The 18,964-nt window shown below is 54.5% G+C and carries 18 protein-coding genes; 11 read left to right on the top strand and 7 right to left on the bottom strand.

Annotated elements, in window-relative coordinates; all coding sequences use genetic code 11:
* Positions 1-15: 15 nt before the first annotated feature.
* On the bottom strand, positions 16-852 hold the full coding sequence (gene rhaS, locus ACFX4U_RS20825; protein WP_305737490.1) for an HTH-type transcriptional activator RhaS: 837 nt from the start codon (positions 850-852) through the stop codon (positions 16-18).
* A gap of 299 nt (positions 853-1,151) precedes the next feature.
* On the opposite strand from rhaS (ACFX4U_RS20825), the gene rhaB reads away from it, so the two are divergent.
* The 9 genes from rhaB (at position 1,152) to rhaM (ending at position 10,930) form a co-directional block, all read left to right on the top strand.
* On the top strand, positions 1,152-2,621 hold the full coding sequence (gene rhaB / locus ACFX4U_RS20820; RefSeq protein WP_313508308.1) for a rhamnulokinase: 1,470 nt from the start codon (positions 1,152-1,154) through the stop codon (positions 2,619-2,621).
* Positions 2,618-3,877, top strand: a complete 1,260-nt coding sequence (gene rhaA / locus ACFX4U_RS20815) for an L-rhamnose isomerase (RefSeq protein ID WP_313508307.1) — start codon at positions 2,618-2,620, stop codon at positions 3,875-3,877. The genes rhaB and rhaA overlap by 4 nt, the downstream gene beginning before the upstream one ends.
* Positions 3,878-3,942: 65 nt before the next feature.
* Positions 3,943-4,773 carry a rhamnulose-1-phosphate aldolase gene (gene rhaD / locus ACFX4U_RS20810; RefSeq protein ID WP_249880369.1) on the top strand — a complete coding sequence of 277 codons (831 nt, stop codon included), beginning with the start codon at positions 3,943-3,945 and terminating at the stop codon, positions 4,771-4,773.
* Between the two features lie 82 nt (positions 4,774-4,855).
* Positions 4,856-5,842 carry a rhamnose ABC transporter substrate-binding protein gene (gene rhaS, locus ACFX4U_RS20805; RefSeq protein WP_305737493.1) on the top strand — a complete coding sequence of 329 codons (987 nt, stop codon included), beginning with the start codon at positions 4,856-4,858 and terminating at the stop codon, positions 5,840-5,842.
* 49 nt (positions 5,843-5,891) lie between these two features.
* Positions 5,892-7,403 carry a sugar ABC transporter ATP-binding protein gene (locus tag ACFX4U_RS20800; protein WP_313508306.1) on the top strand — a complete coding sequence of 504 codons (1,512 nt, stop codon included), beginning with the start codon at positions 5,892-5,894 and terminating at the stop codon, positions 7,401-7,403.
* Positions 7,403-8,407, top strand: coding sequence for an ABC transporter permease (locus ACFX4U_RS20795; protein ID WP_313508305.1), 1,005 nt, complete (start codon positions 7,403-7,405; stop codon positions 8,405-8,407). Before ACFX4U_RS20800 ends, ACFX4U_RS20795 begins: the two co-directional genes overlap by 1 nt.
* The gene (locus tag ACFX4U_RS20790; RefSeq protein WP_305737496.1) at positions 8,404-9,408 is read left to right on the top strand and encodes an ABC transporter permease; all 1,005 of its coding nucleotides are present in this window, start codon (positions 8,404-8,406) and stop codon (positions 9,406-9,408) included. Before ACFX4U_RS20795 ends, ACFX4U_RS20790 begins: the two co-directional genes overlap by 4 nt.
* A 62-nt stretch (positions 9,409-9,470) precedes the next feature.
* Positions 9,471-10,619: a lactaldehyde reductase gene (fucO, locus tag ACFX4U_RS20785; protein ID WP_313508304.1), complete on the top strand. Its 1,149-nt coding sequence runs from the start codon at positions 9,471-9,473 to the stop codon at positions 10,617-10,619.
* Positions 10,616-10,930: an L-rhamnose mutarotase gene (gene rhaM / locus ACFX4U_RS20780; protein ID WP_313508303.1), complete on the top strand. Its 315-nt coding sequence runs from the start codon at positions 10,616-10,618 to the stop codon at positions 10,928-10,930. The genes fucO and rhaM overlap by 4 nt, the downstream gene beginning before the upstream one ends.
* 30 nt (positions 10,931-10,960) lie before the next feature.
* On the opposite strand, the gene ACFX4U_RS20775 is transcribed toward rhaM, so the two are convergent.
* From ACFX4U_RS20775 to ACFX4U_RS20750, 6 genes are all read right to left on the bottom strand, one after another.
* Complete coding sequence (locus ACFX4U_RS20775; RefSeq protein ID WP_313508302.1) at positions 10,961-11,704, bottom strand: molecular chaperone; 744 nt, start codon at positions 11,702-11,704, stop codon at positions 10,961-10,963.
* Positions 11,701-13,020 carry a fimbrial protein gene (locus ACFX4U_RS20770; RefSeq protein WP_305737500.1) on the bottom strand — a complete coding sequence of 440 codons (1,320 nt, stop codon included), beginning with the start codon at positions 13,018-13,020 and terminating at the stop codon, positions 11,701-11,703. The genes ACFX4U_RS20775 and ACFX4U_RS20770 overlap by 4 nt, the downstream gene beginning before the upstream one ends.
* 14 nt (positions 13,021-13,034) lie before the next feature.
* The gene (locus ACFX4U_RS20765) at positions 13,035-15,572 is read right to left on the bottom strand and encodes a fimbria/pilus outer membrane usher protein (RefSeq protein ID WP_313508301.1); all 2,538 of its coding nucleotides are present in this window, start codon (positions 15,570-15,572) and stop codon (positions 13,035-13,037) included.
* Positions 15,573-15,619: 47 nt separating this feature from the next.
* Positions 15,620-16,324, bottom strand: a complete 705-nt coding sequence (locus tag ACFX4U_RS20760; RefSeq protein ID WP_313508300.1) for a molecular chaperone — start codon at positions 16,322-16,324, stop codon at positions 15,620-15,622.
* 51 nt (positions 16,325-16,375) lie between these two features.
* Positions 16,376-16,912, bottom strand: coding sequence for a fimbrial protein (locus ACFX4U_RS20755; RefSeq protein ID WP_305737503.1), 537 nt, complete (start codon positions 16,910-16,912; stop codon positions 16,376-16,378).
* A 415-nt stretch (positions 16,913-17,327) separates the two neighbouring features.
* Entirely contained in the window at positions 17,328-17,876 is a 549-nt protein-coding gene (locus ACFX4U_RS20750) for a helix-turn-helix domain-containing protein (protein ID WP_200553194.1), read from the bottom strand.
* Between the two features lie 101 nt (positions 17,877-17,977).
* Here ACFX4U_RS20750 and ACFX4U_RS20745 point away from each other — a divergent pair, with 101 nt between their 5' ends.
* Together ACFX4U_RS20745 and ACFX4U_RS20740 are read left to right on the top strand one after the other, a co-directional pair.
* Positions 17,978-18,640 carry an AzlC family ABC transporter permease gene (locus ACFX4U_RS20745; protein ID WP_017459678.1) on the top strand — a complete coding sequence of 221 codons (663 nt, stop codon included), beginning with the start codon at positions 17,978-17,980 and terminating at the stop codon, positions 18,638-18,640.
* Positions 18,640-18,963 (top strand): AzlD domain-containing protein, encoded by a 324-nt coding sequence (locus ACFX4U_RS20740; protein ID WP_313508299.1) that lies wholly within the window; start codon positions 18,640-18,642, stop codon positions 18,961-18,963. Before ACFX4U_RS20745 ends, ACFX4U_RS20740 begins: the two co-directional genes overlap by 1 nt.
* Position 18,964 lies beyond the last annotated feature (1 nt).

The following is an 18,964-nucleotide window of genomic DNA, read 5'->3' as shown; positions in this document are numbered from 1 at the left end:
GTGATAGCCTTCTCGTTACTGAAGCAGCGTGTCGCGCCCCTGGCGGATATCGCGCGGCGACCAGTCAAACTCGCGGCGAAATAGCGTCGAAAAGTGGTTACTGTCGCCGAAACCGCAGCGAAAGGCGATATCGGTAACGCTCTCGTCGCTGTGGCGCAGCATATGACGCGCTTTAATCAACCGCAGGCGGTTTAAATAGCGCTGCGGCGTCATGCCGGTGGACTGTTTAAGCTGGCGATGCAGCGTGCGCAACGACAAGCTGAACTGTTCCGCCAGCGACTCCCAGCAAATATCTTCCGCGAAGTGATCTTCCAGCCACAGCATCAGTTGGTTTAGCCGCGCATCGCTGTTGCCCGCATCTTCCTGCTGGCTGCTTTTACGCAATAACACCAGCAACTGCATAAACAGTATCTCGCGGTTGGCAATGTCGTGCGTTGCCGCTTCACTGCCCATCTCTTCCATCTGGCTAATGATGCCGCGCACCTGCCCGAGCGTGTGCTGGCTTACCCGCCAGTGCGACGGGTAATGTCCGTCCTGCTCCTGCGGCAGCAACTGGTTCAGCCCGGCAAGGAACTGGAACGCATCCGGCGAGCGGTACAGCACATTGGTCAAACAGAGATTATCGGTATGTTCATACAAATGGCGATCATGATCGCGCACAAAACAGACCGTGCCGCCGCTGATGGTATAAGGCTGACCATTAAACACATGAATCCCCGTTCCATGCTCAACAATCACAATTTCATGAAAATCATGATGATGTTCCGGAAACGCGGCCTGGGGCAATCGCGGTTCAATGGCAACGGGTGATTTACCTGACGGAAAAAAATCCACGCTATGCAATACGGTCATGATGGCCCCGGTCTTGAGAAATGTTCTCAAAATAGTAATTAAGGGTTTTCGACCTCACCTTAAATTTTCGACACCGATTTGCGCATAGCCTGCCGTTTTTTCAAGAAACGGTCGGAAAGATCGGGAAATGTGGTGAGGGTCACAATGGCCGAAAACCTCGCGATTACTGGAAACTGTGAACTCTCTCACGTTCACCTTTGCTTTCTTGCCAGCGCGAAATCGCCACTGTCAGTAGCAAGAAGGTACGACTGTCCCACCCTTTTTAGACTGTCCACAATGACTCTAAGAAGGACCCGATCATGACTTTTCGCCATTGTGTTGCGGTTGATTTAGGCGCCTCCAGCGGACGCGTCATGCTGGCGCGCTATGACCGCCAGAACCGCACGCTTTCGCTTCGCGAAATCCACCGTTTTATAAACTGTCTGCAAAAAGTGGACGGCTTTGATTGCTGGGATATCGACGGCCTGGAAACCGAAATCCGCCTCGGCCTGAACAAGGTTTGCGCCGAAGGTATACAGCCAGACAGCATCGGCATTGATACCTGGGGCGTCGATTACATCCTGATCAATCGCGAAGGCCAGCGCGTCGGGCTGCCGATTGCCTACCGCGATAATCGCACCGATGGCGTGATGCTCCGCGCGATGCAAAACCCCGGTAAAGCCGATATCTATCGCCGCAGCGGTATTCAGTTTTTACCCTTCAACACCCTGTACCAGCTACGCGCGCTGGCAGAACAGCAACCGCACCTGCTGGAACAGGCCGATCACGCGCTGCTGATCCCGGATTACTTCAGCTACCGCCTGACCGGCAATCTCAACTGGGAATATACCAACGCCACCACCACCCAACTGGTGAATATCAACACCGATAACTGGGATGAATCACTGCTGAACTGGGCAGGCGTTCCGGCTCGCTGGTTTGGCACGCCAACCCATCCTGGCAACGTGATCGGCCACTGGATCTGCCCGCAGGGTAATGCCATTCCGGTCGTCGCCGTCGCCAGCCACGATACTGCCAGCGCAGTTATCGCCGCACCGCTGGAAAATCCCGACGCGGCGTATCTCTCTTCCGGCACCTGGTCACTGATGGGCTTTGAGAGCAAAACCCCCCACACCAGCGATGAGGCGCTCGCCGCCAATATCACCAACGAAGGCGGTGCCGAAGGCCGTTACCGGGTGCTGAAAAACATCATGGGGTTGTGGCTGCTGCAACGCGTGCTGAAAGAGCAAAACATCACCGATTTGCCGGCATTGATCGCGCTTACCGAGCAGCGCCCAATCTGCCGCTGCGTGATTAACCCGAACGCGGATCGCTTTATCAACCCGGACAACATGAGCACCGAAATCCAGGCCGCCTGCCGCGAAGCGGGTCAACCCGTACCGCAAAATGCCGCCGAACTGGCGCGCTGCATCTTCGATAGCCTCGCGCTGCTGTATGCCGATGTGCTGAGCGAACTGGCTTTCCTGCGTGGCAAGCCGTTTACCCGCCTGCATATCGTCGGCGGCGGCTGCCAGAACCAGTTACTGAACCAGCTCTGCGCCGATGCCTGCGGGCTGCCAGTGGTCGCCGGGCCGGTGGAAGCCTCGACGCTGGGCAATATTGGCGTGCAACTGATGACGCTGGATGAGCTAAGCAACGTCGATGATTTTCGCCAGCTGGTCACGGCTAACCATTCACTGATTACGTTTACCCCTAATCCTGATAATGAAATCGCCCGCTACGTCGCGCGCTTTCAACAAAAACGACAGACAAAGGAGCTTTGCGCATGACCACTCAACTTGAACAAGCCTGGGACATTGCTAAACAGCGTTTCGCCGCTGTGGGGATTGATGTCGAGGAGGCGCTGCGCCAGCTCGACAGGCTGCCGGTTTCCATGCACTGCTGGCAGGGCGATGATGTCGCCGGTTTCGAAAACCCGGAAGGCAGCCTGACCGGCGGCATTCAGGCTACCGGTAATTATCCGGGCAAAGCGCGCAACGCCACGGAACTGCGCGCCGATCTGGAACAAGCGCTGAGCCTGATCCCAGGCCCGAAACGCCTGAACCTGCATGCGATTTATCACGAAGCCGAAACGCCGGTCGCGCGGAATGAAATCAAACCCGAGCACTTCAAAAACTGGGTGCAGTGGGCAAAAGTCAACAATCTGGGGCTGGACTTCAACCCGTCCTGCTTCTCGCACCCGCTGAGCGCCGATGGCTTCACGCTTTCCCACGCCAATGACGAAATCCGCCAGTTCTGGATTGACCATGTAAAAGCCAGCCGCCGCGTTTCCGCTTACTTTGGCGAACAACTGGGTACGCCGTCGGTGATGAATATCTGGATCCCGGATGGCATGAAAGATGTCACCGTTGATCGTCTCGCGCCGCGCCAGCGTCTGCTGGCTGCGTTGGATGAGGTGATCAGCGAAAAACTTAACCCGGCACACCATATCGACGCCGTGGAAAGTAAGTTATTCGGCATCGGCGCAGAGAGCTACACCGTCGGCTCCAACGAGTTTTATATGGGTTACGCCACCAGCCGCCAGACCGCGCTGTGTCTCGATGCCGGTCACTTCCATCCAACGGAGGTTATCTCCGACAAAATCTCTGCCGCCATGCTCTATGTGCCACGTCTGCTGCTGCATGTCAGCCGCCCGGTACGCTGGGACAGCGACCACGTTGTGCTGCTGGATGACGAAACCCAGGCCATCGCCAGCGAAATCATCCGCCACAAACTGTTCGACCGCGTCCACATCGGGCTCGACTTTTTCGATGCCTCCATCAACCGCATCGCCGCGTGGGTGATTGGTACGCGCAACATGAAAAAAGCGCTGCTGCGCGCGCTGCTCGAACCGGTTGAGCAACTGCGCAAACTGGAAGCGGACGGCGATTACACCGCGCGCCTGGCGCTGCTCGAAGAGCAGAAATCCCTGCCGTGGCAGGCGGTGTGGGAAATGTACTGCCAGCGCCACGACACGCCAGCCGGTAGCCAGTGGCTGGAAAGCGTGCGGGCCTATGAGAAAGACGTATTAAGCAAACGTGGCTAATCGCTGCGCATTCATCAGCCCGGTAAGCGCAGCGCTACCGGGCAATAAACGGGAAACAAAAGACTATGCAGACCATTACCGATTCCTGGTTCGTCCAGGGGATGATCAAAGCCACCTCGGACGCCTGGCTGAAAGGCTGGGATGAACGCAACGGCGGCAACCTGACGCTGCGCCTGGATGAGGCCGATATCACATCGTTCGCCGCTGATTTTCACCAGAAACCGCGCTATATCGCCCTGAGCCAGCCGATGCCGCTGCTGGCTAACACGCCGTTTATCGTCACCGGCTCCGGCAAATTTTTCCGTAACGTGCAGCTCGATCCGGCTGCAAATTTAGGCGTTGTGAAAGTCGACAGCGACGGCGCGGGCTACCACATTCTGTGGGGGCTGGAGCATGAAGCGGTTCCGACATCAGAGCTCCCGGCGCACTTCTTGTCTCATTGCGAGCGCATCAAGGCCACCGGCGGGAAAGACCGCGTGATTATGCACTGCCACGCCACCAACCTGATTGCGCTGACCTACGTGCTGGAAAACACCTCTGATTTGATTACCCGCAAGCTGTGGGAAGGCAGCACCGAATGTCTGGTGGTGTTCCCGGATGGCGTTGGCATTCTGCCGTGGATGGTGCCAGGCACCGATGAAATCGGCCAGGCAACCGCCAAAGACATGCAAAAACATTCGCTGGTGCTGTGGCCTTTCCACGGCGTGTTCGGCAGCGGGCCGACGCTCGACGAAGCCTTTGGCCTGATCGACACCGCCGAGAAATCCGCCGAGGTGCTGGTAAAAATCTATTCGATGGGCGGTATGAAACAGACCATCACGCAGCAAGAGTTGATTGCGCTGGGTAAACGCTTTGGCGTGACGCCGCTGCAATCCGCATTAGATCTGTACCAATAACAACATCGCGCCCCGCTCATTGAGACGGGGCGAATCCTCACCTGCAAGCCCTACAAACACTAACTCTCGTGGAGTAAAAGCAATGAAAACAAAAGCAAGCTTAATCCTCACCGTTGCCATTCTGGCGTTGTCCGGTTCCGCTGTAGCTGAAGTAAAAATCGCCCTCGTGGCGAAATCTTTAGGTAATGGCTTTTTTGAAGCAGCAAACACCGGCGCACAGGAGGCAGCCAAAGAGCTAGGCGATGTCAAAGTGATCTACACCGGCCCGACCACTACCACAGCCGAAGCGCAGATCGAAGTGCTTAACGGGTTGATCGCCCAGGGGGTGGATGCGATCGCCATCTCCGCCAACGATCCCGATGCCGTGGTGCCGGTGCTGAAAAAAGCGATGCAGCGCGGCATCAAAGTGGTGTCGTGGGATTCCGGCGTGGCGAAAGCCGGACGCCAGATCCACCTCAACCCTTCCAATAACGCGCTGATTGGCGAAACCAACGTCAAACTGGCCGCCGATGCGCTAAAAGCGCTGAATGTTGAAAAAGGCGATGTGGCGATCCTTAGCGCCACGCCCACCTCCACCAACCAGAACATCTGGATTGCGGAGATGAAAAAGGTGCTGCCGAAGTACCCGTCGGTTAACCTGGTGACCGTCGCTTACGGCGACGATCTCTCCGATAAGAGCTACCGCGAAGCGGTCGGCCTGCTGAAATCGTACCCGGACCTGAAAGTGATCGTCTCGCCGTCGTCGGTCGGCATTGTCGCGGCGGCGCAAGCGGTAAAAGACCAGGGCAAGATTGGCAAAGTGTATGTCACCGGTTTAGGGCTGCCGTCTGAAATGGCGGGCGCCATTAAATCCGGCGCGAGCAAAAGTTTCGCCATCTGGAACCCGATCGACCTTGGTTATGCCGCCACCTATTTAGCGGATGACCTGGTGAAAGGCACGGCGACCAAAGACGAAGCCAGCATGGGCAAACTCGGCAAAGTGAAACTGGACGCTGACGGCAGTGGCGCGATGGCTGAGCCGTTTGTCTACGATGCCAGCAACATTGATAAGTTCTCGAAGATTTTCTGATCCCTTCCTGCCCTCTTTTACGGGAGAGGGCAAAAACTGGAGAACTATCATGACGGCATACACCCCTCTGCTGTCGCTTAAGGGCATCACCAAAGTGTTTCCCGGTGTGCGCGCCCTTGAGAACGTACAGCTCGATCTCTGGCCCGGCAAAGTCACCGCGTTGATCGGTGAAAACGGCGCGGGGAAATCCACACTGGTCAAAGTGATGACCGGTATTTACCAGCCTGAAGAGGGCGAAATACTCTACAAAGCGATCCCGATTTCGCTGCCTACGCCCGAGTCGGCGCATAAAGTGGGGATCACCGCTATTCACCAGGAAACGGTGCTGTTCGACGAGCTCTCGGTCACCGAGAACATCTTCGTTGGGCAGTATTTGTATAAAGGGCTACTGAAAAAACTCGACTGGCCCGCCATGCACCAACAAGCGCAGGCGATTCTCACCCGGCTGGAAGTGCAAATTGATCCACGCGCCACGCTGAAAACATTGAGTATCGCCCAGCGCCACATGGTGGCGATTGCCCGAGCGCTGTCGTTTGACGCGCAGGTGGTGATTCTGGACGAGCCGACCGCCGCGCTCTCGCAGCATGAGATCCTGGAGTTCTACCAAATCGTTGAACGCCTGAAGCAGGAAGGCAAAGCGATCCTGTTTATCTCGCACAAGTTTGATGAAATTTTTGAGCTGGCGGATCACTACACCATTTTGCGCGACGGGGTGTATGTCGATTCCGGCGCCATCAATGACATCACCGAAGAGCGAATGGTGGCGATGATGGTCGGGCGCGCCATTAACCAGAGCTGGCCGAAAGTGGCCTGCGCGCTCGGGGAAACCGTGCTGGAAGTGCGCGATTTATGCCATCCCACCGAATTTGCCCATATCAACTTTTCACTGCGCAAAGGCGAGATCCTCGGCTTTTACGGCCTGGTGGGTGCCGGGCGCACGGAACTGATGCAGGCGCTTTCCGGCGTGTCGCGCCCCTCTTCTGGCGAGATCATCCTTAATGGCCGAACGGTGCATTTCCGCCAGCCTGCGGATGCGATCAACGCCGGGATTGTTTGCGTGCCGGAAGAGCGGCAAAAGCAGGGCGCGATTATTGAACTGTCGATTGCCCAGAACATCAGCCTGCCGCAGCTCAGCAAACTCAATAGCAACGGCGTACTCAACGAGGCCAAAGAGTGGGTGCTGGCGGATGAGTACGCCCGGCGTTTGCAGGTGAAAGCCTTTAGCTGGAAACAGGCTGTGGAAACCCTTTCCGGCGGCAATCAGCAAAAAGTGGTGATCGGCAAATGGCTCGCCACCCATCCGGACGTGATCATTCTCGATGAGCCAACGAAAGGTATCGATATCGGTTCGAAAGCCGCCGTACACCAGTTTATGTCGGAACTGGTGGCGCACGGTCTGGCGGTGATTATGGTCTCTTCTGAACTGCCGGAAGTGATGGGCATGGCCGATAGGGTGATCGTCATGCACGAAGGGCTGATGGTCGCCGAGTACCAGGCCGGTGAAGCGACGGCGGAAATCATCGTCAGCGCCGCCAGCGGTGCCGGGAAGGAGGCAGCATAATGTGGCAACAACTGCTTAAACATCGCGAAGCGCTGCTCGGCGGCGTGATTGTGCTGCTGGTGCTGGCTATCGGCAGCCGTGTCCCTTCGTTTATCAGTCCCGGCAACCTGGTGGAGATGTTCAACGATACCGCCATTCTGATCATTCTCGCTCTCGGGCAAATGATGGTGCTGCTGACCAAAGGTATCGACCTGTCGATGGCGGCTAACCTGGCGTTGACCGGCATGATTGTCGCGTTGATCAACTTCCATCACCCGGATGTGCCGGTCTGGTCGTTACTGCTGCTGGCAACGGTGCTCGGGCTGGTGATGGGTATCATCAATGGTCTGCTGGTGTGGAAACTGGGTATCCCGGCAATTGTCGTCACGCTTGGCACCATGAGCATTTATCGCGGGATTATCTTTTTGCTCTCCGGCGGCGGCTGGGTGAACTCTAACCAGATGGGCGCAGATTTTCTCGGCCTGCCGCGAGCCTCGGTGTTGGGTTTGCCGGTACTGAGCTGGTGCGCTATCGCCGTGTTGCTGCTGGTGGGTTACTTCCTGCGTTACAGCCGCACCGGGCGAGCGCTCTATACCGCGGGCGGCAACGCCACGGCGGCGTATTACACCGGTATCAACGCCGGGAAAATGCAGTTTGTCAGCTTCTGCCTTTCTGGCGCCCTGGCGGGCTTTTGCGGCTATTTGTGGATCTCGCGTTTTGCCGTGGCCTATGTCGACGTGGCTAACGGTTTCGAACTGCAAGTGGTTGCCGCCTGTGTGATTGGCGGCATCAGCACCATGGGCGGCACCGGGCGCGTACTCGGCTGTTTGTTCGGCGCGCTGTTCCTCGGCGTTATCAATAACGCGTTGCCGGTGATTGGCGTTTCGCCGTTCTGGCAGATGGCGATTTCCGGCACGGTGATCGTGATTGCGGTGTTGCTCAACGAGCGCGGTAACAAACGCAAAGGCCGCTTGATCCTGCGCGACGCAGAGCTGGCGCGACAAAAACAGGCGGTGAAACCATGAGCAAGATACTGACTTCTGAGCCCGTGAAAAATACCCCTGCCGCGACACCGTTCTTTAAGCGCTTGCTGTGCTGGGAAGGTTTTTTACTGGCGGTAACGCTGGCGGTGTTTGTGGTAAACGCCCTCGCATCGCCCTATTTCCTCAACATCTGGAATCTTTCCGACGCGACTTTCAACTTCACCGAAAAAGCGATCATCGTGTTGCCGATGGCGATGCTGATCATTGCCCGTGAAATTGACCTTTCTGTCGCCGCCACCATCGCGCTCAGCTCAACGGCGATGGGCTTTTGCGCCCAGGCGGGTATGGATACGCCGCTGCTGGTGTGCGTCGGTTTGGGTGTTGGGCTGCTGTGCGGATTGTTCAACGGCATTCTGGTCACTCGCTTCAACCTCTCTTCGATTGTCATCACCATCGGCACCATGAGCCTGTATCGCGGCATTACCTACATTCTACTGGGCGATCAGGCGCTTAACACCTGGCCTGAAAGCTTTGCGTGGTTTGGTCAGGGTTACGTGTGGGGCGCGCTGTCGTTTGAGTTTGCCTTGTTCATCGTGCTGGCGCTGCTGTTTGCTTTCCTGCTGCACAAAACCAACTTTGGCCGCCGCACGTACGCCATCGGCAATAACCCGACCGGCGCGTGGTATTCCGGCATCAATGTGAAACGCCATAACCTGATCCTCTTCGCGCTGGTAGGGCTGATGGCGGGACTGGCGTCGGTGCTGCTGACCTCACGTTTGGGCAGCACCCGCCCGACGATTGCACTCGGTTGGGAGCTTTCAGTGGTGACGATGGCGGTGCTCGGCGGCGTCAATATTCTCGGCGGTTCCGGCAGCATGGTGGGCGTGATTATCGCCGCCTTCCTGATGGGGCTGGTGACCTTTGGCCTGAGCCTGCTCAATGTGCCGGGCATTGTGATGTCGATTATCGTCGGTGCGATGCTGATTGTGGTGATTTCGCTGCCGATCATCACCCGCCGCATGATGCAGCGCAGGCGTTTATGAATCCCTCCGGCGACAGGGCGTTTCGTCGCCGGTAAAAATCAAAGAAAATAAAGGAGTTATGTATGAGTTTTATGTTAGCACTACCCAAAATCAGCCTGCACGGCGCGGGCGCTATCGGCGATATGGTCAATATGGTGGCGAACAAACAGTGGGGAAAAGCGCTGATTGTTACCGACGGACAACTAGTCAAACTGGGTCTGCTGGACAGCCTGTTTGCCGCGCTGAAAGCGCATAACATGGCGTATCACCTGTTTGATGACGTGTTCCCGAACCCAACGGAAGCGCTGGTACAACAAGGCTATGCGGCGTATCAAAACGCTGCCTGCGATTACATTATCGCCTTCGGCGGTGGGAGCCCGATCGATACCGCCAAAGGGGTGAAAATCCTCACCGCCAATCCGGGCCCGTCAACCGCCTATTCCGGCGTCGGCAAAGTGAAAAACCCCGGTGTACCGCTGGTCGCAATCAATACCACCGCCGGCACGGCGGCGGAGATGACCAGTAACGCAGTGATCATTGATTCCGCGCGTCAGGTAAAAGAAGTCATTATCGACCCCAATATTATCCCCGACATTGCCGTCGATGACGCCAGCGTGATGCTGGAAATCCCCGCCTCGGTGACCGCCGCTACCGGTATGGACGCACTCACCCACGCTGTTGAAGCGTATGTCTCGGTGGGTGCGCACCCGTTGACCGACGCTAACGCGCTGGAAGCCATTCGCTTAATTAACCTGTGGCTGCCAAAAGCGGTTGATGACGGTCACAACCTTGAAGCGCGTGAGCAAATGGCGTACGGCCAGTATCTTGCCGGCATGGCTTTTAACAGCGCCGGGCTTGGTCTGGTTCACGCGTTAGCGCACCAGCCTGGCGCTACGCACAATTTGCCGCATGGCGTGTGCAATGCCATCTTGTTGCCGGTCATCGAAAACTTTAACCGCCCGAACGCCGTTGCCCGCTTTGCCCGCGTGGCGCAGGCGATGGGTGTCGACACCAAAGGGATGAGCGATGAAGCCGCCAGCATGGAAGCCATCAATGCGATCCGCGCCCTGAGCGCACGCGTCGGTATTCCTTCTGGTTTCAGCAAACTCGGCGTCACCAAAGCGGATATCGAAGGCTGGCTGGATAAAGCGCTCGCCGATCCGTGCGCACCGTGCAACCCGCGAACCGCCAGCCGGGACGAAGTCCGCGAGCTTTATCTGGAGGCATTATGATCCGCAAAGCCTTTGTGATGCAGGTAAATCCCGATGCGCACGAAGAGTATGAACGCCGCCATAACCCGATCTGGCCGGAACTGGAAGCGGCGCTGAAAGCAGGCGGCGCGCACCATTACGCCATTTTTCTCGATAAACAGCGCAACCTGCTGTTCGCTACCGTTGAGATTGAATCGGAATCGCGCTGGAACGCCGTCGCTAACACCGACGTGTGTCAGCGCTGGTGGAAACATATGCGTGATGTAATGCCCGCTAATCCGGACAACAGCCCGGTCAGCGCGGAATTAAAAGAAGTGTTCTATCTGGATTAAGCGGTTAGCCCCCTTCGCAAAGGAGGGGGTTTAACGAACGGGAAATGTCTGTTCGGCAACCAGGCCGCTATCATCAATCAGTTTGGCATGGATACGCAGCGGTAAAACCGTGGGCTGCAGATCTTTTGCAACTACGGTGTATCGCTTCTCGCCGTAGGGCGCCACCATCATGTCCGGCTGCTGCTCCACGGCATAGGTTTTTTCGCCGTAGCGTAACGATAACCCGCCAAATGAGACATGCCACGGCGAGGCGTTATGACAGACGATCGCCATGTTTTTGCCGCTGTTCACCACACTGAAACGGATTTTTTTCTCAATATCCACCGGCGCGCCAAGCCCTTTTGGCCGCCAGAAGATTTTCATTTGCGTATTCATCGTCAGGATCACGCTGCGCGCGTCTGGCGCTGAGGCGGTTGATTTTGGCGGCATCTCGTAGAGATTGAGCCAAAAGACCGACTCCCGATCTTTCGGCAGCGTTTGCTGGTTATACAGCAGCCGCAACCCCTGCATCCCTTTGGGTTCGAGTGAAAACAGCGTCGGAACCGCCACAAACGGCGCTTTAAAACGGGCGGGCGCATCGACATCCGCTTCGCCGTTATCGACCCAGGTTTGCACCATCACCGGCCAGCTGTTGGTGTTGACCAGCATCAGGCTTTGCTGGGTCTGTCCTTCGTTAAAAATCACCCGCGTCGAGGCGGCGATAAGCCCGGCGCGGATGGAAAAGGCGGTCATCAACAAAGCGGTGAGCAGCGCGATGGCAAGGCGGGATCTCATTGAACTTTCACCAGCACTTCAGCACTGGCATCAACTTTGCCCGCTGTGACCGTTTCGCCCGCGATACGTGTCAGATAAGCATTGAAGTTCACCACATATTCGTTGATCGCGGTTGAACCGTTATTTGTCACTTGCGTCGCGCCATCACGCACCGCGTACCAGCCACCGTTACCGCCAGGTTGGCAGGTTGCGGCCAGGCAGCGAGACCACCCAATAAAATTACGCAGCACACCGTCATTGCTATTGGCTATCTGAATTCCCACTCCGCTGGCGTAACCCGGTTGACCATATTTTTCGGAAAGCAGATGGCTCACCCCGCCAGACGCATTCACCAGATTAAGCTGCTGCGCAGTCAGATAACTTTCATAGGGCACTTGCAGTCCCATTGCCGTCATCCCCTGCGTCTCACCGCTTGTCGATTGCCCTTCACAGAGGATATGCACGTTAAAGTTGCTCTGCGCGGTTTGGCCATTGTTCAGATCGCTCACGGAAATCGTGGGGAAAAACACCATCGGTGTGACGCTTTTCGCGACACAGGTGGGAATGGACACGAGATTGGCGGGATAGCCAGTAGAGATCCCCATATTGATGGCCATCCAGTTATCGTAATACCAGCCGGTGTAGATAAACGCCGAATCGCCGGAATCACAATACGCGTCCGGGCTGCCGGGCGAGCAGAAAGAGACATAGCCGTTGGGCTGATTGCAGCTATAACTGCCCGATGTAAGCTGGGTCGGTCGGCCACACCAGTCATCTGGCGACTGCCCACGAGGTGAGGTCGAACTCACCCGAATCAGATCCGCGCGAATAGGGCTAAAGTCTTTAACCCGAATGTAGATTTGGGTGCCATCCGGTGAAACCTGGTAGTTCTTCATCGGGATACGCTGATATTGCCGCGTAAACACCGTACCCGAATTCAGATGCGTCAAACGCAGCGCGACATGCTCAAACAGCGTGCCGTAGTAGTTGGGGTAACCATCGATGCTGCCTAAATCAAAAAAACCACCGTTACGATCGTCGCCGTTAGTGGCGATGATTTCGAAGATATTATCTTTATCGGCAATATCGCAGACCCACAGCACATTGTCCGGGCTGGTGTAACGCGGGTTCTGTGAGAAATTCACAATATTGGATCCCAGCGGGGAACCGACCGGCTGTATCTCAAGGCTGGAGACGTTGATGGTTCCCATGGCCAGGCTAAGGCCATACGAATCCTCCTCTGAGCGCTGGAAATCCGGCCCTTTTTTACACAGCGCGTTCGCGGACAGGCTGGTTAATAAAACAATATTCAGCAAAATGATGCGTATAAATGGCATAAAAACTCCGTTGCTTAACGACATGGCAAGCTCATCAGAAGCAGAGGTTTGCGTGGTGGCGTAATACGCCACGAGATATGGCAGATTTCCTGGGCGTTATTTCCCCACTGAACGCGCAACGTTCCGTTGTCGTCACTGGAGCGCAGGTAAATTTGATTGGCCTGACCGACCATGCCAACGTAATTGCCGTAGCTGTCATAGACGGCGGAACCCATGGGGATCGGCGTGTTGTTCTGCGGCTGCGCGGTGATAAGCATGGCCTGGCCGCTGAGCGTGTTAAAACGAACCCGCACCGTCGCGCCCGCATAAGGTGCGACACGTTGCAGTGACGTTTGCAGTTCAACATCTTCGCTCATATTGCGGGGATCCAGACCGATGTTGTTGAACTGATAAGCACCCATAGACGGCGCAATCGCATAACCAAAGGCATCAATGCGCGCCCCCTGCCCGCCAATCACTTCCGCACCTTTGGCGCCGGGTGCATCAACCAGTACAAAGCTGTCGCCCACCCAGTGACCGAGCGTCACGCCGCCTTTATGCGCCACCAGTGCGCCCTGAAGCGAGCCTGAAGCCTGCCAGTAATTTTTCGAAGAGGACCATGAGAGACCCGCATTGGCATACGGGAAACTGCGCTGGAGCCCGCCGCCCCAAACGGATTGTTCACCTTTGTTATCGGTTGAGTAATTCAGGTTGTAGTTCAGCGGGTTCTGCTCGCCATACACGCCGCTCAGCGTCGACTGATAGCCACCGTCGCGGCTATTGCTATTGTTTGAGCGGTTCGCACTGGCCGACAAAATCGGAGCATAACGCGTACTGCCAAGCGGCACGGAAACAGAGAGCGACCACATGGTTTGTATACGGTCACGCAGGAAAATCGTATGTTCGTTACCATTGTTTTGCCATGGCGTGCTGTTCATGCCAGGCACGACGTTATACGTCCTCGCCACCCCCAGATTCAGCGAGATGCCATGGTTGAAGGTTTTACTCCAGTTGAACTGCAGTTGTTTATCGCGCTTTTTACCGTCACGGTAATCCTGAGATGATGCAGAAAGAGTGATATCACCCAGCGCGCCAATATGTTGACCCGCGGAGATCTCAATGCGGCTGCGTTGTTTCCAGCTTAATGACTGCCATTTTTGCCCATGATTGCGCGCTTCACGTGAACCCAGGGCGTCGTAAAGTTCAGAATAACCTTCCGTTGAATACCGATAACCCGCCAGCGTGAATGAGGTGCCGGTGCGCGGAATGAATTTGCTGTAGTTCGCGCGCAGCGTCCAACCGCTCTTGTTACCTTCGCTGCCCATGTTTGCGCGTGAAAACATACTGTTCAGGCCAAACGCTCCGGCCACGCTGCTATAAACCGCCCCCAATGAATAGCTCATGTAACCCGCAGCGAGCTGATTACCGAGGTTGAGGGTGAGGGAGTTCGTCAGCCCCTGACGCCAGACCGCTTCGCTGAAGACATTGTTATCGCCAACGTCGCGCGCTCGCCCGACGGTGAAAACATAGTCGGAAGCGCCTGGACGCATGGATTCAGCCAGCGCGGAGAAAGGCACGCTAAACGTGTTTTCACTGCCGTCAGCCTCGCTGACAACAACGGTTAAATCCCCGGCAAAATTAGTGGGATAGAGATCATTTATGGTGAACGGGCCGGGGGCAACGGTTGTTTCGTATAGCGTGGTTTTGCCCTGCAGGATGGTCACTTTGGCGTTGGTTTTGGCAATCCCACGCACGACCGGCGCATAGCCTCGCTGGGAATTAGGCAGCATTCGCGTATCCGATGAGATCTGGAAGCCGCGAAAACTCATGCCGGAGAAGAATTGCCCGTTGGTATAGCCTTCGCCGATCAAGACTTCACTGCGTAAAGGATAAATCGCACGCTGGATATAACGGCGACTGGTGCTCCAGCGGCTGCCGTTATATTTGCTGTAACTGAAGTTGGATTGCTGGCGATAACGCCATAGCCCCAAATTAATACCACCATTGAAACTCAGCCAGGTGGAATCCATGCCGCCAGCGCTACCCTGCCGCGATTCAACATGGTACTGGTTAGCCATATAATTGAGAAATAGCATGCTTTCCCCGGCGCTGAGACTTGCTTCGCTTACGCTGCCACGGGGAACAGATTTCAATAACGCCTGCGGCGCGGTGAAATCCATACGCAATTGCGCCATGTCATCTTTACGGGTGATACCGTTCAACGCCTTATCCTCTGGCCAATAACATGATGGCGCAGCGTCGTCAGACAATGCGTTAAAACCTAACGTTGTTAATAAGTCATGGGGTAGACAAGGCTCGATTTTTTTACCCCGGCGGGAAAACTCAATCTCGCGGTGGGTAGTAAATTTCCCATTGAGATAAATATCAAGAGAGTGTCGGCCGGGCGTAATTAATTCATCCTTATTTAAGCGCTGGAGATCTTCATTAGATAATCCACTATTTCTTAGCAAGGATGAGTCAAAATAAAATTCATTATCTTTCGCCGATACCGTCAACGATACAACAGAAATAAACCCTATGAGAATACGAAAGCATGAGGAGCGCAGATGCATCAGTACCATCCGAGTTGAATAATGTTTTATATTTCCGAGCGGAAGATTTATTTAACTAAAGAATACGATTTGCTAAATACTCCGCCATAATCATTTATTGCATTAATGGTTAAGTTATCTCCACCGCCGGAAGGAAGGGTCCATTTAGTGACGGAATGCGGCACGATAATTCCTTTGTATTTTATCGGGTATTTTCTTGCCCGTTCTTGCGTAAATGCGCTAATGACAGAAATGTGATAAGCACCGGTATTATTAATTTCAAGCGTTTTACCCTTTAAGCTTACCTTCACATCATCGAGAGAATGGTTAGCATCTCCCGTCAGACTGGCGGGACGATAAAAAAGCTTTAACCGGCTTTTTACCAGCACCGTTAAACTATTCTGCCCGTGATCGGACGTCTTCCTGGCCGGATATTGTAAAAAATTGAGCCAAAAAAGAGATTCCCTATCCTCGGGTAGCCCTGCACCTGTAAACTTCAGCCGCAGCGTATGTTCTGAAGCAGGGTTAATGCGAAAAATAGAAGGCATCAAAAGAAACGGCGCATCAGCCGTTTCTGGTGTCGACTGGGGGTTATCTTTATCTGCCCAAACCTGTACCAGAACAGGCTCATTACCTGTATTAGTAAATGCTAATGCCTTTTCTTTTATGTCAGCAGGATAAATAACGCGCGTCCCCACCATCATTACACTGGCGCAGGCATCGCCGAACATAAAAAATAAAAAAAGTGCAGTCAGTTTCTTATATTTCGACATACTGATTTAAGCCGCATAGAAGCGCTGCACACGGCAGCGCTTTAAGAAAATTTATTGATAAGTCACAGCGAATTGCGCCTGCGCTTCCACCGCACCTGATGTTGCCTGCCCTGTTGCATAATAACGAGCAGCCAGATCATAAGTCGCTGTTGGATTGGTACTATCTACAGCTTTCGTACCCGTCTGTGCTTTATTACCAACAAAATCCAGCGCGTTCGAACCTTCCATCAACTGAATTGCGACATTCGTTGCCGGAGATGTTGTGGCGGTATTTTTCAAATTCGTCCCGTCGACATCATTGGCGACAAAAACAATCGCCGCATTGGCTGTTTGCGCACCGCCACAGCCAGAAAGCGTCACAGTGAACGGTGTATCACCTGTTGTTGTACCCGACGCATCTAATTGACTGCTACTTACGGTTGGCAAAAGAATGACAGGGGAAGAAGAACTGCCATTGAAATTAATGTCACAAGTCTGCTCGCTAACTTCACCCATAAAACGCACGGTATTACTTGATGTCGCTGCAAAAGCAGAACCACTTAACGATAAAATTGCCGTCGCTGCAAAAACATTTATCAACTTATGCATAAACTCGCCTCACTATTAATATTAACAACCCCAAAACAATTGATTGAAATATATTCAATCAATTTAATATCGCGAGTAAATTACCCTGGGTTAATATTGATGTAAAGATATTAAAGGAGAGCGTTTAATGGAACTAATATATAACATACAAATAATAAATAACACCCAAATAAATATTCGCAAAAACTATAAGCAACCACTAAAAAACTCAATAAAAACAGCAAAATACAATAATAGTGACTTATGTAAATCGATGATTTAATTCATTAAAAATGACATTTAATCAGAATATTCACAAAGGAAAACTGAATGAAGAATCTTAAAAATATTAAAACATGTAAAGGGAACAATTAAATTGTTCCACTCTCTGTTATCTTTATCCGTTTTTATTATTGCCAGGTGGAATTAAAGCGGATTAATTTTGTTCAGCCACCAGAATGGCCTGCGTATCCGCTTCCAGCGCTTTAAAGATATGTTCCCTGTCAGCCGGATAACAAATGTAATCCCCTTCACCTAACTCTTCCGGCGCTTCCGTCAGCCCGACCAGCGCGCGCCCCTGTGTCACAATAATGTGCTCCACTGAACCTGTCGGGTGAGGATGCGAGATCCGATCGGCGCCGGGCTGAGTGAGCAATAAATAGATATCGCGTCGCGAGCCGGGCGGGCAGGCTGCGAGTAATATTGCCTGGTAATTTGCCTCTTCGGCGGTCACTTTTGTGCCTTCGCCACGGCGAATAACCTGCGTGGTAGGTTTTTGCGGTTCCAGTAGGCGAGCAAAGGGAATGTCCAGCGCGACGCAGAGCGCCCAAAGCGTTTCCAGACTAGGATTACCGTTACCCGCTTCCAGTTGTGAAAGCGTGGATTTAGCGATACCCGCCCGGCGGGCAATTTCCGCCAGCGAAAGCCCGGTTCGCAGTCGCTCACGCACCAGACTTTTGGCAATGATGCTAATTGGCTGTGTCATAAACACCCCATTGTTCATTTAATCGAACGAATCGTTCTTGTTGAAAAACGATTCTGGTGTGTTCATTATAATGGATAAACGTTCGATATGGGTAAAGAGAGATGTTCACCAGACACTTCGCCTCGCTGAAGGGCGACACCGTAAAAGCTATCTTCCTGGTCTGCCTGGCCGTGGGCGTTGTCGGCGTCTCTTATGGATCGCTGGCCATGGCTTACGGCTTTCCTTTATGGGTGCCTCTGGCGCTCTCCACTCTGGTGCTGGCTGGCGCATCCGAGTTTATGTTTATCGGCATTGTTGCCAGCGGCGGCAATCCGTTGGCTGCGGCTCTGGCGGGTCTACTCGTTAACGCCCGCCATATCCCATTTGGAGTCACGGTGCGTGAACTGGTGGGTCAACGTGCGGCCAGTTTTCTCGGCTGCCACATCATGAATGATGAAAGCGTCGTGTTCGGCTTATCACAGCCCACCGCCGAGCAACGTAAAGCCGCTTACTGGCTGTGTGGTTTAGGTGTCGCGCTATTGTGGCCCGCTGGCGTACTGGTGGGTGCGGCGGTGGGTAAATTATTGCCCGCGCCGGAAACCATCGGTCTGGATGCGGTTTTCCCGGCAATTTTGCTGGCGCTGGTGTTGCCGGCGCTGAAAAAGCGCACCACGCTGATCCGCGCCTCAAGCGGCGCGGTATTGTCGCTCGCCGCCGTTCCCTTTGCGCCGGTGGGATTACCGGTGTTGCTCTCTTTACTGGGCTTACTGACGAGGAAGAAATAATGGCCAGCGTTGCGCTCATTATCGGCGGTATCGCCATCCTTTCTATCGGCACCTATTTGATGCGCCTTGGCGGCGCAAAACTCGGCAACCGGCTGGCGCTTTCCGAGCACTCGCAGGCGCTGCTGTCGGATGCGGCAACCACCCTGCTTTTCGCGGTCGCGCTGGCATCGATGCTCTATGAAGGTGGGCATTTCGCTGGAATGGCGCGCGTACTGGGTGTGCTTTTCGCACTGTTTCTCGCCTGGCGCAAATTGCCGCTGATTGTGGTGATCCTCTCTGCAGCGGTCGTCACCGCGCTGCTGCGCCTTGCCGGAATAGCTTAAG

It is taken from the genome of Kosakonia sp. YIM B13588 (assembly GCF_042788165.1).
Classification (GTDB): Bacteria; Pseudomonadota; Gammaproteobacteria; order Enterobacterales; family Enterobacteriaceae; genus Kosakonia; species Kosakonia sacchari.
The sequence above is the reverse complement of the archived record's forward strand: the minus strand, read 5'-3'. Positions and strand labels throughout refer to the sequence as shown.

Excerpts from the sequence above, each read along its gene's own strand:
- ACFX4U_RS20745 (WP_017459678.1), top strand. The coding sequence starts at position 17,978 with ATGTTCACCAGACACTTCGCCTCGCTGAAGGGCGACACCGTAAAAGCT.
- rhaB (WP_313508308.1), top strand. The coding sequence starts at position 1,152 with ATGACTTTTCGCCATTGTGTTGCGGTTGATTTAGGCGCCTCCAGCGGA.
- ACFX4U_RS20755 (WP_305737503.1), bottom strand. The coding sequence starts at position 16,912 with ATGCATAAGTTGATAAATGTTTTTGCAGCGACGGCAATTTTATCGTTA.
- ACFX4U_RS20760 (WP_313508300.1), bottom strand. The coding sequence starts at position 16,324 with ATGTCGAAATATAAGAAACTGACTGCACTTTTTTTATTTTTTATGTTC.
- ACFX4U_RS20750 (WP_200553194.1), bottom strand. The coding sequence starts at position 17,876 with ATGACACAGCCAATTAGCATCATTGCCAAAAGTCTGGTGCGTGAGCGA.
- ACFX4U_RS20790 (WP_305737496.1), top strand. The coding sequence starts at position 8,404 with ATGAGCAAGATACTGACTTCTGAGCCCGTGAAAAATACCCCTGCCGCG.
- rhaS (WP_305737493.1), top strand. The coding sequence starts at position 4,856 with ATGAAAACAAAAGCAAGCTTAATCCTCACCGTTGCCATTCTGGCGTTG.
- rhaM (WP_313508303.1), top strand. The coding sequence starts at position 10,616 with ATGATCCGCAAAGCCTTTGTGATGCAGGTAAATCCCGATGCGCACGAA.
- ACFX4U_RS20795 (WP_313508305.1), top strand. The coding sequence starts at position 7,403 with ATGTGGCAACAACTGCTTAAACATCGCGAAGCGCTGCTCGGCGGCGTG.
- ACFX4U_RS20770 (WP_305737500.1), bottom strand. The coding sequence starts at position 13,020 with ATGCCATTTATACGCATCATTTTGCTGAATATTGTTTTATTAACCAGC.
- ACFX4U_RS20800 (WP_313508306.1), top strand. The coding sequence starts at position 5,892 with ATGACGGCATACACCCCTCTGCTGTCGCTTAAGGGCATCACCAAAGTG.
- ACFX4U_RS20765 (WP_313508301.1), bottom strand. The coding sequence starts at position 15,572 with ATGCATCTGCGCTCCTCATGCTTTCGTATTCTCATAGGGTTTATTTCT.
- rhaD (WP_249880369.1), top strand. The coding sequence starts at position 3,943 with ATGCAGACCATTACCGATTCCTGGTTCGTCCAGGGGATGATCAAAGCC.
- ACFX4U_RS20740 (WP_313508299.1), top strand. The coding sequence starts at position 18,640 with ATGGCCAGCGTTGCGCTCATTATCGGCGGTATCGCCATCCTTTCTATC.
- rhaS (WP_305737490.1), bottom strand. The coding sequence starts at position 852 with ATGACCGTATTGCATAGCGTGGATTTTTTTCCGTCAGGTAAATCACCC.
- ACFX4U_RS20775 (WP_313508302.1), bottom strand. The coding sequence starts at position 11,704 with ATGAGATCCCGCCTTGCCATCGCGCTGCTCACCGCTTTGTTGATGACC.
- fucO (WP_313508304.1), top strand. The coding sequence starts at position 9,471 with ATGAGTTTTATGTTAGCACTACCCAAAATCAGCCTGCACGGCGCGGGC.
- rhaA (WP_313508307.1), top strand. The coding sequence starts at position 2,618 with ATGACCACTCAACTTGAACAAGCCTGGGACATTGCTAAACAGCGTTTC.